The sequence below is a fragment of the Kitasatospora sp. NEAU-69 genome, assembly GCF_057158765.1.
On sequence record NZ_JBWXUE010000001.1, the window covers coordinates 189,912 to 209,932 of the forward strand.

Consider the following 20,021-nt stretch of genomic DNA (forward strand, 5'->3'; position numbering starts at 1 on the left):
CGCTAGCTTTCAGCGCATGTCACACGTCCGGGCCCGCCTCGCGGGCGTATCGACCCACCTGCCCGAGCGGTACGTCACGATGGCGCAGCGCGAGGCCCAAATCGGGGCCGCTGGCCCCTTCGCCCCGCCGCCGGGACTGGTCACGCAGCTCACCGGCGTGCAGGGCGTCCACCTGATCGGTGACGACGAGCAGGCCTCCGACCTGGCCGTGGCCGCGGCCCGCAAGCTCCTGGCCGACCACGGCACGGACCCTGCGGAGATCGACCTGATGATCTTCGCTGCGGCCTCCCAGGACCTGGCCGAGCCGGCGACCTGCCACATCGTGGCCGCCGGCCTCGGCTTGACCTGCCCGGTCTTCGACGTGAAGAACGCCTGCAACAGCGTCCTCAACGCGGTCGAGACCGCCAACGCGCTCATCGCCACCGGGCAGTACCGGACCGTTCTGATCACCTGCGGCGAGGCCCCCTCGACCTTCACGCCGCTGCACCTGCCCGACGCACAGACCTTCGTGCGGGTCATGCCGTCCCTCGGCTTCTCGGACGCCGGATGCGCGCTGCTCCTCACCGCACAAGAGGCCGACCACGACGACCCGTTGCTGGCAACGGGGGTCATCGCGAGCCGCTTCGCCGCCGATTCCACGGCCTGGTCATCGCTCACCGTCAGCAGCGGTGGGACCATCGCCGCCCGCCGGCCGGCCGATGCGCAGAGGATCTGGTTCCAGATGACGAACACCCGCATGCGGGACAGCCTGACGCAGCTGACGCCACGTCAAGTTCTGCCGCTGATCGGTGACTTGGGCCTCACCTTCGAGGACTTCGCGTTCATCGGTGTCCACCAGGTCTCGCTGGCGGACATCGAGTTCATCTGCGGCCCGGCCATCGGCCTCCCGGGCGACAGGCTGGCCGTCATCGTCGGCGAGCACGGCAACCTCGCCTCGGCGTCCGTGCCGTTCCAGCTGGCCCGCGCCCTGGAGAGCGGCCAGGCCGGGCCAGGAGATCTGATCGGCCTGGTCGGGTTGGCCGCCGGATGCAGCGCCGGGATGGTGATCATCAGGCTCTGAGCCCTCACCCACTGGCACTTCACGACCCCGCGCACCCGTCAAGGAGAGACATGACGACACTCTTCGAGCCCGTCAAGGCCAAGCTCGCCCACCACTTCAACATCCCCGAGGTTGACATCACCCCCGACGCGACCTTCGCAGAACTGGGCCTCGACTCGCTCGGCGCGGTCGAGCTGCTGTGCGTGCTGCAGGACGAACTCGGCCTCCGCCTGCCCACCGACGACATGCTGAGGTCCGCTGACACCACGATCGCCCAGGCGGTGGCGGCCGTCGAAGCAGCTCAGCTACCGGCAGGCGGCAACAGCCCGGGTGCTGCCGCGCGCGCCGACATCGTCATCAGCGCATGAGCGCCGACCACATCGCGGTCACCGGACTGGGACTGCTGACCGCCGGCGGCCTGGACGCCACCACCACCTGGGACGCGGTCTGCGCGGGCCGCCCCACGGCCGCCATCGACCCGGAGCTGGGCGACGTCACCGTGCCGATCAGCTGCCGGGTTCCCGACTTCGACGCCAGGACACTGCACGGCCGCGACGCCTGGCGCATGGACCGCTTCGTCCACCTCGCGCTGGCAGCCGCCCGCGAAGCCGTGGCCCACGCGAAGCTGGATCCGGCCACCTGGGACGGCACCCGCGTCGCGGTCGTCATCGGGGTCGGCAGTGAAAGCCGCGACAGCATCCTCACCGCCTCCCGCAAGCTCATCGACCACGACTACACGACGATCTCCCCCCTCACCATCCCCCGCTCGACCACCAACGCCGCCGCCGCGGAGATCGGCATCGCGCTCCGCGCGTACGGTCCCAGCATGGCCGTCACCACCGCGTGCGCCTCCGGGGCCACCGCGATCGGGCTCGCCAAGGACCTGCTGGCTTCCGGTCGTTGTGACATCGCCCTGGCCGGCGGCGCCGAGGCCCCGTGTCACCCGCTCACCTCGCTCAGCTTCTCCCAGATGGGGGCGCTGTCCACCCGGCTGCACGACCCGAGCGGTGCGAGCCGCCCGTTCGACGCCGACCGGGACGGCTTCGTCCTCGCCGAAGGCGCCGGAGTCCTCGTCCTCGAACGGGCGGCGCACGCCCGAGCCCGGCGCGCCCCGGCCCTCGCCCACCTCGCCGGGTACGGCGCCTCCACCGACGGCCACCACTACGCCGTTCCGCACCCCGACGGCATCGGCATCGAACGGGCCTTCACCGCCGCTCTGGCCGACGCCGGCCTGCAGCTCACCGACATCGACCACGTCAACGCCCACGGCACCGGCACGCCGATGAACGACCGCATCGAAGGCGCCACGCTCCAGCGCATCTTCCGAGGTCACCCGCCCGTCGTCACCTCCGCCAAGGGCACCACCGGGCACGCGCTCGGCGCGGCCGGGGCGATCGAGGCCGCGCTGAGCGTCCTGAGCCTGCGGCACCAGATCGTTCCACCCACCGCCAACCTGCACCGGATCGATCCCGACATCGACCTCGACGTCGTCAGCAAGAAGGCCCGGCCCGTCCGGATCGACGCCGTCGCCAGCAACTCCTACGGCTTCGGCGGCCACAACGCCGTCCTCGTCCTGACCAGGTCCTGACCCACAGAGACAACCGCCTCCCGCGGACAGCGGAGACCGAGCGAGGAGAGACAGCCATGCACGATGAGACGACCCCCGAACTCGACGAGACGCTCCTCGTCGACGTGCTGTGCTCCCACTTCAAGGTGCCGCGCGAGGAGATCGGACCGATGGCGACCTTCGCCGACCTGGGGCTCGACTCGTTGGCGCTGATGGAATGGGTCGTGATGCTCCAGGAGCGCACCGGTCACCAGCTGCTGGAGCGACTCGGGAGTCTGTCCGCCAACAGCACGCTGGACGACGCACTGCGGCTCCTGGGCGCTTCTGCGGCGGTGTCGGCGCCCGCTGGATAGGTGATCGGGCGGCAGCTCGCCGCCGGCCGCGCCTACCGGACCCTGTGCGCCGCCGCATTCGAGGTGAACCCGGACCTGATGGCCCGTGCCTTCGCCGACGTCATCGACACGTTCCGGCTCCCCGGCCACGGCATGCCGGCCTTCCGAACCCAGGCCGCCCGCTTCGTCCTCTCGGGCCTCTACGACGTCGCCGTCCACCACGACCGCGTGCTCGTCCCGATGCTCCGCGCCCTGCGCCTCATGGAACGCGGGGACCTCGGGCCCGCAGGGGAGGCCGCCCGCGACCGGATCGGCCTGCACATGGAGTCCCTCGCGGCGAAGAAGCAGCGGCTCGCCGACCTGCGCGAGCGCGTGGCACGGTCCTGCGCCACCGCAGGGACGGATGGCCCGCCCTGGGATCCCGAGCAGAACCTCGGCCGGGCCGGGCCCGCGCGTGCTGACGGGCAGTCATTACGGGGTTCTTTCGGTCATGCTTTCGGGCTCCCACGACAGCCCGGCGGGTAGCAGTGTGGGCATCACGAAATCCCCTTCCTCCCGAGGAGTTTGGCGTGAGTATCACTGCGAGGAACCTTCGCGTCCGTGCTGCCCTGGCCGTCGCCGCCGTGCTGGGCGGCGCCCTGGCGGTCGCCGGAGCCCCTGGAGTCGCGTCCGCGTCGACCGGCCGCGCGGCCACCGTGTACACGCTGTCCAACGCGGCGGCGGGCAACACCGTGCTGGCCTTCCACGACCTCGACGGTGTGCTGACCCCGGCCGGCTCCTATCCGACCGGAGATCTCGGCTCGGACGCGGGCCTCGGCTCGCAGGGCGCGGTCGTGCCCGCCGAGCACGGCCGGGTCCTGCTCGCCGTCAACGCGGGTTCGAACTCCGTGACCGCGCTGCGGGTTGCCGAGGATGGCACCCTGACCGCCCTCTCCACGGTGGCCTCCGGTGGCACCCGCCCGGTGAGCGTGACCGTGCACGGCGACCTGGTCTACGTCCTCAACGCCGGCAGCGGCACGATAGCCGGCTTCCGCCTGCACCACGGCGTGCTCGCGCCGCTGGCCGGTTCGACCCAGGTCCTGTCCGCGGGCGCGGCCGGGGCGGCCGAGGTCGCCTTCTCGCCCGACGGCAGCCGCCTGGTCGTCACCGAGAAGGGCAGCAACTCCCTCGACACCTTCACCGTGGACCGCCACGGCATGGCCTCCGCCGCCTCCCGCACCGCCTCGGCGGCCGCCGTACCGTTCGGCTTCGACTTCGACAACCGGGGTGACGCGGTGGTCTCCGACGCGGCGGCCAGCGCGGTCACCACGTACTCGGTCGCCTCCGGCACGGCCCGCCAACTCGCCTACCTGCCGGACGGCGGCGGCGCTGCCTGCTGGTTGGTGGTCTCGCACGCCACCGGTACCGCCTACGTGGCCAACGCCGCCACCGGGACGATCTCCACCTACTCGGTCCGCAGCGGCGCCCTGACCCTGACCGCCCCGATCGCCGCCACCGTAGGCGGCCACCCGACCGACGAGGCACTCGGCCGCGGCGACGTCCTCTACGTCCGCGACGCGACGGACAACCGCCTGCAGGCCGTACGCTTCGGCGCCGGCGGCGCGCAGGTTGTTGACAGCCCGTCGGTACTGCCGGCGAGCGCTGTGGGCATCGCGGTCGTGAACAGGACCTGATGATCGAACTCCAGGCTGTCGCAGCGAGATCATCAATGCAGGCGTGAGGCAACATGCCGTTGTGGGCTGGCGACAGCCAGTCCCCCTGATCGCTATCCGGTGCCGGCGCCGAGCCGGTAGACCCGCCACCGGCGCAGCACCCGGGCGGGGCCGGTGTGATCGTGAGACGACCGTCCGGCTCGGCTTGTGGGCCGGTCGGGCCGGCGGCGGCGGACGGGTCTACTGGGTGGGTCGGCTGGCGGCGAGGAGGTCGTGCAGGAGGGGGAGCAGTTCCTCGGGGTCGGTCGCGGTGAGTTCGTCGAACGCGCCCCCGGCGCGGGCCAGGACGATGCCGATGAAGGCCGCTGCCGCCAGTTCGGCTCGTAGCTGCGGCCGGTCCGCCTGTTCGGCGGTGAAGCGGTCGTGCAGGGGTTGGACCAGTCGTTCGTGGAGGTAGGTGCGGGCTGCCTGCTGTACCTCGGTGTTGTCGCCGGGCAGCACCGCGGCCTGGAAGGTCGGGCCGGGGCCGCGCTGGGTGAACCGCTCCAGCAGGCTGCGCAGCCGATCCTCCTGTAGTAGGTCGGCCGGTGCCGTGTCGCCCAGCTCGTCACGGACGGTGGCCAGGTAGAGCTGGGTCTTGCCGCCGAAGTACCGGGCGATCAGCGCCGGGTCCACGCCGGCCCGTTCACCGATCTCGCGGATGGTGGTGCGTTCGAAGCCGCGCTCGGCGAAGAGTTCCGTCGCCGCCTGGATCAGGACTTCGCGGCTTCGGGCGGCGTCGCGGCGCCGGGGCTCTGCGGTCACCGTACGGCCCCGGCGCGCAGGGCGGGCACCTCGCCGCCACCGGCCACTCCGTCGGCGATGCTCTCTTCCACGATCAGCTCCTCGTCCACGCGCGCGCCCCCGCGGGCGGCGGTCGCGGCACCGAGCCGCGGCAGGACGATCGTAGCCAGACCGATCACCACCCACACCGCGCAGCCGATCAGTGCCGCGTCCCGGTAACCGCTGTCGGCGGGCAACTGGTGGCCTGGCGCGGTGTGGGCCTGGAGTACGGCGCCGCACAGCGCGCTGCCGGTGGAGTAGCCGACGTAGCGCAGCACCTGGTTGAAGCTGACCGCACTGCCGACCTCGTGGGCGGGCACCGCCTTGACGATCAGCCCCGGCATCACGGCGAAGGTGCAGCCGACGCCCAGGCCGGCGATCCCCATCACCACCAGGTGCTCCCAAAGGTGGTCGCGGGCGAGCAGGAAGAGCAGCGTCGAGACCAGCGCGAGCGCACAGCCCAGCGGGAGCACCAGGGTGGAGGAGGTGCGCCGGGCGAGGCCGGGGACGACCTTGCTGGAGAGCAGGCTGGCCGCTGAGAACGGCAGGAGTACGAGGCCGGCGACCACGACCGAGGCACCGAGACCGTAGCCGGTGCCGGTCGGGGTCTGGACGTAGCGGATCACCATCGACATCAGCAGGTACATTCCGGTGCCCGCGACCAGGCCGGCCACGTCCGCGGTCAGGACGACGGGGTTGCGCAGCGCGCGCAGGTCGACCAGCGGGTGGGCGGTGCGCAGCTCGTGCCACACCCAGCCGACCAGCAGCAGGAGGGAGGCGGCCGTCACCGTCCACAGCCGGCCGCTGCCCCAGCCCCAGGTCTCGCCCTCGCTGAGCACGAGCAGCAGTCCGACCAGGGCCAGGCCGAGCAGGACGGCGCCGAGCGCGTCCAGCGGGCGCCGCTCGCGCTCTGCCGTCGAGGGCAGGACCAGGGCGGCCAGCAGCAGGGCCAGGGCGCTGATCACGGCGCCGAACCAGAAGCCCGCGTGGATGCCGAAGGCCTCGGCGATCAGGCCGGTGATCGGGTAGCCGAGGCCGATGCCGGCGACGGTGGCGACGGAGAGGAGCGCGACCGTCGAGCGGGAGGCCGCGCCGGACAGGCTGTCCCGCGCGGTGGCGATGGCCAGCGGGGTCAGCCCGAGCCCGACGCCCTGCAGCGCGCGCCCTGCGACGAGCCAGCCGAAGCCGAGCGGCAGCGCGGCCAGCACGCTGCCGACCACCACCACGGCGGCGGCGGTGAGGGTGACCGTACGGCGGTGCGGCCCGTCTCCCAGACGGCCGAGCACCGGGGTGGCGACCGCCCCGACGAGCATCGTTATGGTCAGCGACCACTGGGCCTCGGAGAGCGAGACGTGGTCGACCGCCGCGATGGTGGGGATCATCGGCGCGCCGAGACTGCTGATCACCGCCACCACGGCGCTGAGGAACACCAGGACGGGCACCAGAGCCCGCTCACGTCGCATCGAGGTGCCCGTCGGCGTCTGCATGGGCGCGCCCTCCTTCGTGGGAGATCGAGTAGCTGGACCGGTTGGCTGGGAGGCGGCCCCCGGCATCTCCGCGGCTGGCGGCCAGGAGATGTCATCATCTGATGTCATCGATTGATGTCTTCAAATGATGACATGCCTTGGGTGGCCGGGCAAAACCTGCAGCGACAGGCGGGCAAGGGGTTGCTCGTGAAGGCCGCTCATGGGGGGAGAGAAGTCGGCCGCCGGGGCGGGCGAAGACGAGGCCCTCGAATGGGCTGCCGGGGGCGGCCATCTGGATGTGTGCTTGGCGGTGGAGGGCGGCCATGACTCCGGGGGAGAGGCTGATCCAGGCGCGGCTGCGGTGTGGACCCCTGTGCAAGACAAGAGCCGGCCGGCAGCGAGTGGCCCGTCGCCAGACCTCCACGGAGGCAGGGCGGACGCTCGCGCTCTGGGAGAGGTGATCGCGGGCGGGGCAGGGGACGTCCGCGCCCGGAGGTTGCCCGATCAGCTGCCGGTGCGGCCCCGGCCCGTCGCGTCCGATCTGAGTACGCCGCTCTGCCGTGCCTGCGGCCCCTGCCGGATCTGGCAGGTGGCGTGCCGACGAGAGCTCTGTCGCACATCCGGTCCCTGAATCGCCGTGCTGTCTCTGGTGGTTGAGTCCTATTCCGTTAACATGAGGGTTCCTCGCGTTTCAGAAAGGGGCCAGGGCATGGTGAACCGTCTTGATCTTCCGGCGGGCTTCCGCTGGGGTGTTTCGACCGCTGCCTACCAGGTCGAGGGGGCGGTCGACGAGGACGGGCGTGGGCCTTCGATCTGGGATGTGTTCGCCGCCCGGCCCGGTGCAGTGCGGGACGGGTCCACCGGGGCGGTGGCCTGCGACCACTACCACCGCTGGCCTGAGGACGTGGAGTTGATGCGGGGCCTGGGGCTGGACGGCTACCGCTTCTCGATCGCCTGGCCCAGGATCCAGCCCACCGGCGCCGGTGCGCCCAACGTCGGCGGGCTCGACTTCTACGACCGGCTGGTGGACGGCCTGCTCGGCGCCGGCATCACCCCTCTGCCGACCCTGTTCCACTGGGACCTGCCGCAGGCCCTGGAGGACGGCGGCGGCTGGCTGGCGCGGGACACCGCCTACCGCTTCGCCGAGTACGCCGAGATCGTCGCGGACCGGCTCGGTGACCGGATCCCGGCCTGGATCACGCTCAACGAGCCTTTCGTGCACATGGTGTTCGGCTACGCGCTCGGGATCCATGCGCCGGGCCGCACGCTGATGCTCGATGCGCTACCGGCTGCCCACCACCAACTCCTCGGGCACGGGCTGGCGGCCGCGGCGCTGCACGAGCGGGGGCACGAGGTGCTGATCGCCAACAACCTCACCCCGGTCTGGCCGGCGAGCGACTCCCCAGCCGACCTGGCGGCCGCCGCCGCGTATGACGCGCTGCACAACCGGCTGTTCACCGACCCGCTGCTGCTGGGTCGCTACCCGGACCTGAGCGCGTTCGGCGTCAGCGAGGACCTCGGCGGCAGCGTCCGCGCCGGCGACCTGGAGCTCATCGCCGTCCCCGGGCTGGACGGCCTCGGCCTCAACTACTACAACCCGACCCGGATCGCCGCCCCGGCCGAGCCCGGCGAACTCCCCTTCGCCGAGGCCGAGATCGAGGGTGTCCCGCGAACGGCCTTCGGCTGGCCGGTCGTTCCGGACGGCCTGCGCGAACTCCTGCTCGCCCTACGCGATCGCTACGGCGCCGCGCTGCCCCCGATCACCATCACCGAGAACGGCTGCTCGGTCGCCGACGAGCCCGCCCCGGACGGCACCATCGACGACCAGCCCCGCATCGACTACCTGGCCGGCCACCTCGACGCCCTCGCGGCAGCGGTCGCCGAAGGCGTGGACGTCCGCGGCTACTTCACCTGGTCCCTGATCGACAATTTCGAGTGGGCGGAGGGGTTCCATCAAAGGTTCGGGCTGGTGCACGTCGACTTCGAGACCCAGCGCCGCACTCCGAAGGCGTCGTACGGCTGGTACCGGGGCCTGATTGCTACTCACCGTGCTTATCATTCAAGGTAGTTGGCCTCACGGAGGCTGCAGGATGCATGGCCTCCTGGTATCGGCCGAGGGGCCATCTGGAGGGCGCGGCCCGTAGTAGGTCTGCCCAGACACTGCGCAGAAGACAGGGTGTTCGACAAGTCCGCAGCCCATCGCCAGCGGTTCAGCCGCGGGTTGGACGTGCGGGACGGGGGTCTTGCGAATCCGGGGGCGCTCACCAGTGCGTGCCCACCCGGTAGGAGTTCCGCGCCGAGAGACTCGTGCAGCGTGAAGCGGCCTGGGGCATGCTGTGCCGAGGAAGTGAGGTCCACCGGTGGACTGCTACGCGGCTGAACGGAGGGGCGCCTGGCCGTCGTTCGCCGACCAGGCGCGTTGATTCCGAGGGATCCTGCATGCTCAACTGGTGAGACCTGGTACACCTTTTCCGGCCAGGATGCGCCATGCCGGAATGCGGATGCTCCGACTGACTGGCGCCGATTTGGCCCCGACCCCACCCGAAGGCAGTCCTACGAGAAGATCGCAGCGAGCCTGTGTGAGACGCAGGTGGCGCCCCGGCTCCTCGTCGTCTCGCGGGCCTTCGTCGATGACCAGCACGACGTTCTCGTCATTTCCCGAGTCCGGGTCGCGTGTCGTGACCACGAAGTCGACGGTCGTGCCCCCGACGAGAGACGAACGTTCCACAGTATGGATCCCGTGGTCGTCGAGGTGGGCCTGGAGCCGGTCGGCGAGGTCAGTGCGCCTTGCGGACATCGCGGCCGAGGAAATGGGCACGTGATCGAGCAGAGTCGCCCCGGTGGTTCGGTCGAGGTCCACCGGAACCGACCGGCTCGCCAACTCGGCTGGCAGCCCGGGGTGCTGTTGCCAGAACGCACGGTGGCCGACCGTGATCAGCTGAGACTTGGAACGGGTGATGGCAACGTTCCAGAGGTTCATCTGGCTCGCCACCCAGTGGATTGTGGTCTTCGGCGCGTTGTCGGTGGCGACAAGGGTGAGGACCATGACGTCGCGCTGGCCGCCTTGGAAGGCGTGGACCGTTCCGACCAGGACGCGGTCGTCGCGCAGTCTCCGCTCCAGGAATTCCTTCTGGGCCCGGAAGGGCGTGACGACGCCGATCTTTGCATCGGCAGGCAGACGGCTCAACAGCTCGGCCACCACTCGTTCGACGGCCGACGCTTCCATGGTGTTGCACCAGGAGCCCCCGCGCCCGCCCCGGGCGGATTCCCCGGTGGGTACGTCGACCCACGACAGTACGGCTCCGGGACCAGGGCTCCCCGTCAGGTCCACGGCCGGCAGCTGGGCCCGGACATCGGTGAGTACTTTCAGCCGCCCCGCATAGCAGTAGCCGTTCACGACATCCGCGATCTCGGGGTGACAGCGATAGTGTTCATCGAGTAGCAGAGTCGACGACGCTCCCGAGCGGGCGGCGTCGTACGAGGAGTGCGTCCGGTAGGAGAGCCGGTGTTCCTCCAACCAGGCGGCGCTCAGACCAGCCCGCTCCCTGGCAACCCTCTCCTGTCGGGGTGAGATCGAGGCGATGTGCCCGAGTTGCATGGGATCGCCGATGATCAGTGCCCGCTTGGCACGCAACAGTAGCGGGAGGATTGATGGGACGGAACACTGGCTGGCCTCGTCGATGATGACCAGGTCGAAGAGCTTCGGCGACTGCTCCAACTGGCGCACCGAGTGCGTGCTGATGGCCCAACCCTTGATATGCCTCAGCAGTTGCTTCTGGCTCTTCTGGAAGGACTTCCGTTGGCGAAGTGCCTGAAGCCGCTCGTCCATCGCCTCCCGCGCCGCACGGAGGGCTTCTGAGGACTTGGACTGCGAAGCCTCGACGGACAGTGCGGAGAGCCGGCTGGCGATGGTCGACAACCCCGCTGCCATGGTCTGGTCGTCTGCAGCGTTCACTTGTGACAGAAGACCCCTCAACTCGGCTTCGATCACGGTGAAGTCGGCCAGCCTGGTCAGGATTTCACGGTCTCCGGTTACGGAGATCGGCCACGGTGAGCCGGTGCCCGCAGTAGCAGCCTTGACGAAGGCGGCCGTTGCGCGTGATCGGCGCCAGCCAGGAGCCACCCACCGTGCTCGAAGGGCGCTGCGTGCCCGGTCTTCCCATCGCTGGAGAGCCTCATCATCGTTCGCCCACGCGGCTGAGAGGACACTGCCGGGTACATCGAGCGACTTCGCGTGGGACTCACGCAGGCGATGGAGCTCCGTTAGCTGGAGTTCCTTCAGTACGTGTCGCCCCATTGACCGGCGCTGGTCGCCGAGTCGGGTAGCGACTATGCGGAGTTCACCCGCGACAGTGGCCGAACTCCGTCCGGGCGGTCGGGGGGTTTCGCGGAGGAGCCGCTCCAGCTTCGTGGCCTCCTCCTGCAGCGCCTTGGAGTTCCCGGTACGGATCAACAGGCCGGGCGCGATGTCCTCGCAACGGGTCGCGACAACGTTGACCGCCTCGTTGTTCGTAGAGGCCACGAGGACCGACTGCCCCGCCTGGGCACACGTCTCGACGAGTGCAGTCACCACCTCGCTCTTCCCGGTACCTGGCGGACCGGTGGCAACGGTGACAGCGTTTTCCATGGCCGAGCGGATCACCGCCTCCTGGCTCTCGTTGCACGGGCCGGAGGCCACCACGGTGACGGGTCCGCCAGTCGTGGAGTCGAGGCGCTGACCGGACAGCAGGGATTCCAGAGCCGTACCGCGGATCAAGTGCGGGTGAGCGGCCATGTAGTCCAGATTGCCCACGAGTCCCTGGGTCATCTGGTTGGAGCCCGACGTCACCAGCAACATGGCGGTGTTATGGGCACCGGGGCGAAGTGTGGTGACAACGCCTTCCCGAGTCAGCGCAGACAGATCCAAAGGCTCGAGCTCCGGCAGCCTGAGTTCCGCCAGCAGCTCGCGGACGGCCCGGAGCATCTGGGCCCCGTTGCCCTCCTGCCAGGCGGGCTGCCAGCGGGCAACGAGTTCTGCGGCCTCCTCCACGGTCATGAGCTGTGTGAGGAGCCCGCTGTGCAAGGACGGCACACCGCTTGGCCGGAGCGTGGATCGACCCTCCTCGTCCGGGGCGAGTTCCATCTGCTGGAGCAGGAGGGGCGCCACACGCACGGATAGCCGGCCGCGGTTGGCGCTCTCCTCGGTCGGCAGGGAGATCGCTGGGTACCCGTACCAGAACTCGTTCTCCCGGCCATCCCTGCGCTCCGGGATCCGGGGTGCGCGGAAAGAGCGCTCCAGGCCGCTTTGGATCAGTTCCGCACCGGAGCCGAGCAGGAAGTAGCTGCTCCCTTCGCCGCCGTCACGTTGGGGGAGCATTTCCGAGGCCGCCTCGGCGGCGATGCAGCCGACGTAGTAGCCGATGAGCCGTTGCCAATCGGCACCAGCACTCTCCTCGGCTGTTGCCCGGAGCCGCGCCTTGAGCAGGGAGGACGAGGGGGCCTCTCCCTGCGGACTTTGCCCGGGCGCGGGCGGCAAGAAGACGGGCTGGGCCACTGAGCGGGCGAACGGGAGGTTCCGGGTGGCACGGATTGTGGACTTGGTGGGGCGTTGCTCCTCGGGCACGCCACTGCGCGCCATCTGTTGGGTGAGGTAGGTGAAGAGGTCATCCGGGCTGATCCACCCACCGTCCTTGATACGCCCGTTGCGCAGTCCTTCGACGATCTCACCCGTGAAGCGGGACGTCCCGAGCGTCGAACCGGGCGGTGCCATGGCCGAGGCTGCCTGAAGTGCGTCTGAGGCAGTGATGAAGTACACCCCGGTCGGGTGCAGGAGGGTGCTGCGGGCAACGCCCGAGTACGGTTGCTCCGCTCCGTCGGGGGAGTGGTCCGGTTCGGCGCCCTTGGCGGTCCACCCCTGAACCACGGAGCCGCTGGAGCAGCAGTCCAGCAGGACGATCTTCGAGGCGGCCCGGCACTCCTGAAGGGTCTGCTCCAGGAATTCGGCGGAGACTGCCGTTCCCGGGAGGTTCGAGCGGTCGGAGTCCTGCGTGAGGAAGTAGAGCTGGTTGTCCTCCTCGCAGAACTCCCCATGGCCGCTGAAGTAAACCAGCGCCGTCTCGCTCTGTTGGCGTTCTGCCAGGAAGTCCTCGAGTGCGCGCAGCATTTCTGCCCGGGTGGGCTCGGCCACCACGGCGCACTCGTTGTACATCCCGATCTCCGTGCTCTCCAACACGGCGCGCATGTAGTGCAGGTCGGCCCGGACGGAGGGGAGGTCGTGGTAGGAGTCGCTCTCGTAGGTCGAGACACCAAGGAGGAGTGCGTAGCGGTCGTTGTCCATGCGCGGGCTCAGCTTTCGGACTCGGCGGAGTCGTCCTGTTCCTCCCGACCTGCGGAGCCCTCGGCGAGGAAGCTCTCCAGGAGGGTTGCGTCTTCGCGCGCCTGCCTGCCTGAGACTGTGAGCGTCGCACCGTCCGAACGCCGCGTGATGCTGATCGTGCGGTTGGGAACGCGCGAGAGCCAGGTCTGCACGACTGAGACGACGAGGGAACCACCGGAGATCAGTACCCCGACCAACTCCGCCACGTCGGATCCCTTGTCGGTGGCGGCCGCAGGCTGGGCGCCGGGAAGGCGGAGAGTTGCCTCGATTGCGCGAGTGGAGAGCGCTGCGGTCAGCTCGCGGGCCTCTCGCCGTGCCCGCAGCGGGTCGCTGTCCAGGAACTCGATCCGGTGTTGTGCTTCCTGAAGCTCTTCCACGACTCCCCCTCGCAACAGTCCGCGTGTCGATTCGCACGCGGAGTGACGAGCGTAGTACAGGACCATGTCTACGGATCCGCCCTTTGGCGGAAACAGGACGGCGATTGACGTGAACGGCGCGGGCGTACGGGCGCGCGGAAGTGTTTGGTGTGTGCGCGGGTTGTGCGCCGTTTCCCCGGGCGTGCTGGGGTGCCTCGAGCCGACATCCTGTGCGGCTGTATCGAGCTCGGCGGTGGGCGGGATCGAGGTGAAGTCGGACGACGAGGAACGGGAGCTGTTCACGCCCGCGGTGCAGCGCGAACTGCTCGTCCTCCTCGGCCTGCTCGGTGCCCTGGCACCCGGACATGAGGACCACTCCGATCGTGTGGCGGCCAACTTCGGCGACGGCGAGTGGGCTGGCGGTGACAGAAGAGAACTGCCCCGAGTGTGTTCAGCTCTGCGAATGCGCCACCGGCGGTCCTGATGGCGGTTGGCAGAACCGGGACATCGGCCTGAGTGGTGGTGTCCACACGCTGGCTGGTGTCCATGGCGGAAGCCTTGGCCGTACCGAAAGGGTGTCGTCGCCCTTGTGGAGCCGCAGCCGTGCTTCGCGGTTCCGGGTGCACTCGCGGCGGACTCGGAGCTACCCGGAACCGGCCGCTGGTACGGTAGCCGTGCGGGTGGCCGCCGGCCGATGAGGCCCGTGCCCCTTGGGCTACCAGTGCCGACGATGCCTGCGGCTGTACCGGCAGCGGGCCGAGGGGTTCAGTCAGAGATTCGGCCTGGTGCACGTCGACTTCGAGACCCAGCGCCGCACCCCGAAGGCCTCCTATGCCTGGTACCGCGACCTGATCGCCACCCAGCGGGAATACCGCCCAAGGTAGTTGGCCTCCAGGTGCTGTGGGATGGATGGCCTCTTGGCATAGGCCGAGAGGCCATCTGGATGACGCGGCCAGCAGCAGCTGCGCCTCAGAGTTTCCGCAGAAGGCAGGGTGTTCGAGGCGCTCGGAGTGGGAGGGCCCGGCCGCGCCCGGACGGTCGTGCCGGACAGGTGCGGCGCGCGGCCGTACGGCGTCGGCTACGACGCTCCGCGGGTGGCCAGTGCGGTTCGCGCCAGTGCGCGCAGCCAGGTGTGGGCGTGGTCGGTGTCGTAGCGCTGGTGCCATGACAGGTACACCGGTGCCGAGGGGAGTTCGAGCGGCAGGGGGAGTACGGCCAGGCCGAGGTCGGCGGCCGCGGTGCGTGTGGTGATTTCGGGGACGGTGATCAGGAGGTCGGTGTCGCGCGCGAACTGCAGCGCGGCCGCTTCGGTGGGGGCGGCCGCCACCACGCGGCGGGTGAGGCCGAGCCGAGCGAGGGCGTCGTCGACGGCGTTGCCGAGGTTTCCGCGTCGCGAGACGGTGACGTGTTCGGCGGCGGCGTACTGCTGCGCGGTGACGGTGCGGGCGCGGGTGAGGGGGTGTCCCTGCCTCAGGACGGCGACGAGGCGGGTCTCGCCCACCTGCTCGGCGCGGATGTCGGGTGCGCCCGGGCGGTTGGCGTTCGCCTCCAGATCGACCTCGCCGCGGCGCAGTTCGGGGGTGTCGGTGCTCGATTCCGCGACGAAGCGCAGTCGCACGCCCGGGGCCTGTCCGCGTACGGCCGCGAGCAGCGCGGGGCCACTCATGGCGACCAGGGAATCGTGCCAGCGGAGGGTGAAGGTGCGTTCCAGCGTCGCCGGATCGAGTTCACGGCTCGGGGCCAGCACGCCCCGGACCTGGTGCAGCAGCTCGTGCACCTGCGCCCGGACGGCGATCGCATAGGGCGTCGGGGTCATGGTGCGGCCGGTGCGCACCAGGATCTGGTCCCCGGTCGTGCGCCGGATCCGGCCCAGACTCCGGCTCATCGCGGGGGCGGTGACGTGCAGTCGTGCTGCCGCCCCGGCCACGCTGCCCTCCTCCAGCAGCGCGTCGAGCGCGGTGAGCAGATTCAGATCCAGTTGCATGGGAGTAATCCCAGCCATGCTTGACATGCATTTGATGTTAACGGAGGGGGTGGATAGCGTCGTCACCACGGCGCAGGACGGAACGCGCGTCCTGGCCCGAAATCCTCTTCAACGCCCCTTTCTCAGACGGGAGTTCCACCATGTCCGAAACGCTTCAGAGCACTGACGCCACCGTCTCCGACGCCGAGCTGCTCGACCGGACCGCGGTCGCCGTGCGTGAGGCCGGTTCGGCACTGCGCGAGCGGTACGGCGAGGGGGTCCCCTACCGGACCCGCGAAGAGCTGATGAGCGCGCTCGCCGCCAACGACGACAGGGCCCTCGGCATCCTGCGTCCCCGCCTCACGAGCCTGCGCCCGGACGCCGGCTGGGTGGAGGACGAGCTGGACGGCGGGGCGCTGCCGCCCGGCGAGTGGTGGGTCGTGGATCCGGCCGAAGGCAACGTCAACCACCTGCACGCCCTGCCGGAGTGGGCGGTGACCGCCACCCTCGTGCGGGACAACCAGCCGGTGCTCACCGTGGTCCACCTGCCGTTGACCGGCGAGACCTACACCGCGCTCACCGGCGCGGGAGCCCACCTCGACGGCCGGCCGCTGAACGTCTCCGGGACCGCGGACCTCGGCCTGAGCATCGTGGCCACCAGCCAGGCCCGGCCCGACGAGGACGAGAAGGTCGTGCGGCGCGTCGGCTCCTCGATCACCGCGATGCTCTTCGACGCACTCGTCGTCCGCGTCGCCGTGCCCGCGACCCTGCACCTGCTGAACGTGGCCGCCGGCCGGCTCGACGCCTTCTGGCAGTTCGCCGGCGCCCGAGCGGACCTGCTGCCCGGCGCGCTCCTCGTCACCGAGGCCGGCGGACGGATCTCCGACGCCGAGGGCCGCCCCTGGACCCCGCAGAGCGAAAGCTTCCTGGCCGCCGCGCCCGGCGTCCACGCCGAGGCCGTCGCCACGCTTTCACGCTGACTGCGCACCGCTGACTGCGCACCGCTGACTCCGCACCACAACCCGCACGCACGGAAGGACCAGATCATCATGACCACGATCGCCGTTCTCGGAAACGGCCGCGTCGGCGGCAACCTGGCCACCGCCCTCACCCGGGCAGGATATGAGGTGACCGTGGCGGACCGCGCGCCGGGCGCCGCCGCCGACGCCGCCCGAACAGCCCGGATCGTCATCAACGCCACCCCGGGCGCCGGCTCCCTGGACCGACTCGCCGCCCTGCGCGACGAACTTCGCGACAAGATCCTCGTCGACGTCTCCAACGCCACCATCGACGGACCGGACGGACTGCCCGCCGACCTGCTCTACCCCGGTTCGAGTCTCGCCGAGCAACTCCAGGAAGCGCTCCCCGAAACACACGTCGTCAAGACACTCAACACCATGCTCTTCCCGGTGATGACCGCGCCGGCCACGCTCACCCAGACGCCCACGGTGTTCGTCTCCGGCGAGGACCCCGGGGCCAAGCAGGCCGTCCGCGAACTCCTCACCGACCTCGGCTGGCACGAGGAGTGGATCACCGACCTCGGCGGGATTCGGACCGCCCGCGCCACGGAGGCCGCGATCCTGTTCGTACCCCACGTGATCCGCTCCAGCGGATTCGTCCCCTTCGCGATCTCGATCACTCGCTGACCCCGGACCGCCGTTGGGCGGGCAAGGAAGAGCGTGGACTGCACGGCCGCGCAGGCTCGCTCGCCGGCTCGCGTCGAATGGACAGCCGGCGCGTGGGAGGATCGGTTCCCCGACACCAGCCGCACCAGAGCGGTCGGCGAAGCCGTCCGAATCGTCATCGAGGAGCAGCTGTGACCGAGCAGCCCGGCCCGCAGCAGCGCATCGCCGACACCATCCGCCCGGCCATGCTCAAAGGCCTGCAGGATGTCGAGCTGATCGGCGACCCGGGCACCGAGCGCATCAACGAATGGGTCGACTGGATTGCCGCAGTCATCGCCGGCCAGGTCGTGCAGTCGATCGCAGCCGAACGCGACGCCTTCGCGGACCGGGTGGACACCCTCACACACCTCGCCAGGCGCAACCAGGAGGGATACAAGGATGCGACCCGAGACGTGCAGCGACTCGAGGCCCGTGTCGCCGAGCTGGAAGCGGAGCTGACGCAGCTGCGTGCCCCCGGAGTCGTGGTCCCCGGCCCGGGGGCGCAACCAGACGCGGGATCGGCAGCCGGCAAGCCTGCCCAGTCCCTCCGGGACCGGCTCCGCGCCAAGTACCCCGCGACCGCAGAGGCTCTGGACCGCCGGGATGCCGAGGCCGATCCGAGCCGGAACGCCGAGGGCTGCCCGCAGTAGCCGACGACTTGGCGCACCAGTTGAGCTGCCCCGGGCACGACGAGCCTGCGGCACTGGGACTTCCCGCTGACGGACTTCCCGCTGACGTCCCGGCCGCACAGACACGCGGCGCAGGATTCTGAGGTGCCGGCCCGACTACGGTGGTCCCGCATACGGGTATGACAGAACGCCGGACCCCCGGCCGCGGCGTCAGTCGTACGGTGCCGACCGCGCCAGGAGGGCGGCGCCGACGGTGACCGCCGGTGCCGGGTGCCCGCCCGGTGGAGCCCCGCGGCGTCAGGCCGGGTCGGGCTCGTGCGGGCGGCTGCTGTCGGTGTCGGGGTGGCCGGTCGCGGACGGTGCCGACCGGGTGCCGGGGGAGAGCGCGATCCTGACGCCGATGCAGAGTACGAGCAGTCCGCAGCCGGCCGCCACGAAGACGCTGCGGGGGGACATGACGACCAGCAGGGCGCTGCCCAGGCCCGCCGCGACGGTCTCGGCGAGGAAGATCGGGCCGTAGATCGCGCCGAAGACCCTGCCGAGCAGCTGCTCGGGGATGGTCCGGCCGAGGAGGGTGTCGCAGGCCACGTTCTCCAGCCCGTTGCCGACGCCGGCGATCGCGTAGCAGGCGACGGCCACGGCCGCGGTGGGCGACACGCCGGTCAGCAGCAGGCCGAGGCCACTGGCTGCCAGGCCGGCGGCGAAGAAGCCGCCCAGGGGGGTGCGACCGGTGGCGCGGAGCAGCAGGAGCGGCGCGACGATCATGGCTGCTCCGTAAAGGCTGGAGGCCAGCCCGACGGCCTCGGCTCCCGTGCGGAGTTCGGTCCGGAACAGGAAGACCAGGGCCACGTTGTCCAGCCCGGCCAGTGAGATGCCGAGGAACAGGGCGACCGCGAGGATCCGGGCGGTGCGGTGCCGGGCCACGTAGGCCAGGCCCTCCGCCATATCGACGATCACCCGTCGGGCACCTGCCCGGGAGGCGGCGAGGGTTCCGCCCGCCGGTCGGCCGTCGCCGGTCATGGCGGGAGCGGTGCTGCCGGTGGCGCCGGTGGCTGCGCCGGGCAGCGGCGGCAGGCGCAGAAGCAGGAGAGCGGAGACGGCGAAGGAGAGGGCGTCGATGGTGAAGGCCGTCTGCGGGCCGCTGTGCGCGAACAGCAGTGCACCGACAGCCGGGCCGACGGCGAGGCTGACGTTGTGCGACATCCCCAGGAATGCGTTGGCGGAGCCCAGTTGGTCACGCGGCACGATCTTCGGGACGGTGCTCTTCCCGGCCGGCAGGAAGAAGGTGGAGAGCAGGGACGTGACGGCCAGCACGGTGACCAGTACGGGGAAGGGCGGGAGGGCGATGGCGAGGAAGCCGATCAGCAGCAGTCGCCCGAGGTCGCACCCGATCATCAGCTTGCGGGCGTCCACCAGGTCGGCAACGGAACCGGCGAGCGGACCGAGGGCCTGCGGGAGCGCGCGGGCGGCCAGGGCGATGGCCAGTCGGCCCGGGCCGGCCCCGGTGCCCTGGAGGTAGAGAACGACGGTGGTCAGGGTGATGAAATCACCGATGTAGGAGGACGTACGGGCACCCCAGAAGCTTCGGTACGCCAGATTTTTACCAATAGTGGACAAGATCCGCATGGGCGGTAACACTCCTGATCCATTGCACTGCGTCTGTACGGACCCTTGCAGCCCAGTAATTGCAAGGTTAGTCTGACTACGCTGCGACCGGACCGCATGCGCATGAATCAATTCACGGAATCGGGGGTTCCCATTATGGAGAACGTGGCCGAGCAGGCCGATGGCCTGGACGAATTCGACGCGCTGGACGACCTCGACGACATCGAGTTCAGTCTCGACGAGATCGAGAACAAGATCGCTCCGCTCGCCCTGGCCTGACGTCGGGCCAGCTGACGGAAGATCGGTACGGCGCTAACGCTCTCACGGGGGAATGAGAGGTTCCGCCGCACGGACCGTGCTCGGTGTGGCGTTGTCTGCGCCATCCCGGGCTCGGGCGGCGGGGCCTCTCGCACCATTGGGTTGAATTCAGTTTCCCCACCTTTTCTCATTGCTTCGCCAGGCCCGTCCGCGAATTGGCGTGAACGAACTGTCCCGCAGATTCTCCGCCTTTGCCGACGTGCATTCCCGGCCGACCGTGCGGAGGGCATTGCCATGCCCTGCTCTGCCTTGC

Annotated in this window: 19 protein-coding genes; 13 read left to right on the top strand and 6 right to left on the bottom strand. The window is 70.1% G+C overall.

The features are described 5' to 3' along the window. The first annotated feature begins 16 nt into the window (after positions 1 to 16). The 6 genes from AC060L_RS00795 to AC060L_RS00820 are packed head-to-tail and all read left to right on the top strand — an operon-like array spanning position 17 to position 4,611. The gene (locus AC060L_RS00795) at positions 17 to 1,060 is read left to right on the top strand and encodes a 3-oxoacyl-ACP synthase III family protein (RefSeq protein ID WP_483796192.1); all 1,044 of its coding nucleotides are present in this window, start codon (positions 17 to 19) and stop codon (positions 1,058 to 1,060) included. Positions 1,061 to 1,110: 50 nt separating this feature from the next. After that, positions 1,111 to 1,407, top strand: coding sequence for an acyl carrier protein (locus tag AC060L_RS00800; protein WP_483796194.1), 297 nt, complete (start codon positions 1,111 to 1,113; stop codon positions 1,405 to 1,407). Then, positions 1,404 to 2,627, top strand: coding sequence for a beta-ketoacyl-[acyl-carrier-protein] synthase family protein (locus tag AC060L_RS00805; protein ID WP_483796195.1), 1,224 nt, complete (start codon positions 1,404 to 1,406; stop codon positions 2,625 to 2,627). Before AC060L_RS00800 ends, AC060L_RS00805 begins: the two co-directional genes overlap by 4 nt. 56 nt (positions 2,628 to 2,683) lie before the next feature. Further along, entirely contained in the window at positions 2,684 to 2,959 is a 276-nt protein-coding gene (locus AC060L_RS00810) for an acyl carrier protein (protein ID WP_483796197.1), read from the top strand. Beyond that, the gene (locus tag AC060L_RS00815; protein WP_483796199.1) at positions 2,960 to 3,463 is read left to right on the top strand and encodes an acyl-ACP desaturase; all 504 of its coding nucleotides are present in this window, start codon (positions 2,960 to 2,962) and stop codon (positions 3,461 to 3,463) included. Between the two features lie 44 nt (positions 3,464 to 3,507). Next, on the top strand, positions 3,508 to 4,611 hold the full coding sequence (locus tag AC060L_RS00820; RefSeq protein WP_483796200.1) for a lactonase family protein: 1,104 nt from the start codon (positions 3,508 to 3,510) through the stop codon (positions 4,609 to 4,611). Between the two features lie 219 nt (positions 4,612 to 4,830). Here the strand turns inward: AC060L_RS00820 and AC060L_RS00825 are convergent, their stop codons facing one another. Together AC060L_RS00825 and AC060L_RS00830 are read right to left on the bottom strand one after the other, a co-directional pair. Beyond that, entirely contained in the window at positions 4,831 to 5,394 is a 564-nt protein-coding gene (locus AC060L_RS00825; RefSeq protein WP_483796202.1) for a TetR/AcrR family transcriptional regulator, read from the bottom strand. After that, on the bottom strand, positions 5,391 to 6,899 hold the full coding sequence (locus tag AC060L_RS00830) for an MFS transporter (RefSeq protein ID WP_483796204.1): 1,509 nt from the start codon (positions 6,897 to 6,899) through the stop codon (positions 5,391 to 5,393). Before AC060L_RS00830 ends, AC060L_RS00825 begins: the two co-directional genes overlap by 4 nt. A gap of 688 nt (positions 6,900 to 7,587) precedes the next feature. Between AC060L_RS00830 and AC060L_RS00835 the strand changes: the two genes are divergently transcribed. After that, positions 7,588 to 8,946: a GH1 family beta-glucosidase gene (locus AC060L_RS00835; protein ID WP_483796206.1), complete on the top strand. Its 1,359-nt coding sequence runs from the start codon at positions 7,588 to 7,590 to the stop codon at positions 8,944 to 8,946. 375 nt (positions 8,947 to 9,321) lie between these two features. Here AC060L_RS00835 and AC060L_RS00840 read toward each other — a convergent pair whose 3' ends face one another. Next, a complete protein-coding gene (locus tag AC060L_RS00840) occupies positions 9,322 to 13,194 on the bottom strand; it encodes a caspase, EACC1-associated type (protein WP_483796208.1) in 3,873 nt (1,290 codons plus the stop codon). An 8-nt stretch (positions 13,195 to 13,202) separates the two neighbouring features. Beyond that, a complete protein-coding gene (locus AC060L_RS00845) occupies positions 13,203 to 13,610 on the bottom strand; it encodes an effector-associated constant component EACC1 (RefSeq protein ID WP_483796209.1) in 408 nt (135 codons plus the stop codon). Positions 13,611 to 13,842: 232 nt separating this feature from the next. On the opposite strand from AC060L_RS00845, the gene AC060L_RS00850 reads away from it, so the two are divergent. Both AC060L_RS00850 and AC060L_RS00855 read left to right on the top strand, forming a co-directional pair. Further along, entirely contained in the window at positions 13,843 to 14,073 is a 231-nt protein-coding gene (locus AC060L_RS00850; protein WP_483796211.1) for a hypothetical protein, read from the top strand. A gap of 226 nt (positions 14,074 to 14,299) precedes the next feature. Then, complete coding sequence (locus AC060L_RS00855; protein WP_483796212.1) at positions 14,300 to 14,473, top strand: family 1 glycosylhydrolase; 174 nt, start codon at positions 14,300 to 14,302, stop codon at positions 14,471 to 14,473. A gap of 194 nt (positions 14,474 to 14,667) precedes the next feature. Here the strand turns inward: AC060L_RS00855 and AC060L_RS00860 are convergent, their stop codons facing one another. Then, positions 14,668 to 15,573 carry a LysR family transcriptional regulator gene (locus tag AC060L_RS00860; RefSeq protein WP_483796213.1) on the bottom strand — a complete coding sequence of 302 codons (906 nt, stop codon included), beginning with the start codon at positions 15,571 to 15,573 and terminating at the stop codon, positions 14,668 to 14,670. 140 nt (positions 15,574 to 15,713) lie between these two features. Here AC060L_RS00860 and AC060L_RS00865 point away from each other — a divergent pair, with 140 nt between their 5' ends. The 3 genes from AC060L_RS00865 (at position 15,714) to AC060L_RS00875 (ending at position 17,866) form a co-directional block, all read left to right on the top strand. Next, the gene (locus tag AC060L_RS00865; protein ID WP_483796215.1) at positions 15,714 to 16,532 is read left to right on the top strand and encodes a 3'(2'),5'-bisphosphate nucleotidase CysQ; all 819 of its coding nucleotides are present in this window, start codon (positions 15,714 to 15,716) and stop codon (positions 16,530 to 16,532) included. A 69-nt stretch (positions 16,533 to 16,601) separates the two neighbouring features. After that, positions 16,602 to 17,198, top strand: a complete 597-nt coding sequence (locus tag AC060L_RS00870) for an NADPH-dependent F420 reductase (protein ID WP_483796216.1) — start codon at positions 16,602 to 16,604, stop codon at positions 17,196 to 17,198. Positions 17,199 to 17,368: 170 nt separating this feature from the next. Beyond that, positions 17,369 to 17,866: a hypothetical protein gene (locus AC060L_RS00875; protein WP_483796217.1), complete on the top strand. Its 498-nt coding sequence runs from the start codon at positions 17,369 to 17,371 to the stop codon at positions 17,864 to 17,866. 276 nt (positions 17,867 to 18,142) lie between these two features. On the opposite strand, the gene AC060L_RS00880 is transcribed toward AC060L_RS00875, so the two are convergent. After that, on the bottom strand, positions 18,143 to 19,471 hold the full coding sequence (locus AC060L_RS00880) for an MFS transporter (protein WP_483796219.1): 1,329 nt from the start codon (positions 19,469 to 19,471) through the stop codon (positions 18,143 to 18,145). 135 nt (positions 19,472 to 19,606) lie between these two features. On the opposite strand from AC060L_RS00880, the gene AC060L_RS00885 reads away from it, so the two are divergent. After that, positions 19,607 to 19,729, top strand: coding sequence for an ammosamide/lymphostin RiPP family protein (locus AC060L_RS00885; RefSeq protein WP_483796221.1), 123 nt, complete (start codon positions 19,607 to 19,609; stop codon positions 19,727 to 19,729). Positions 19,730 to 20,021 lie beyond the last annotated feature (292 nt).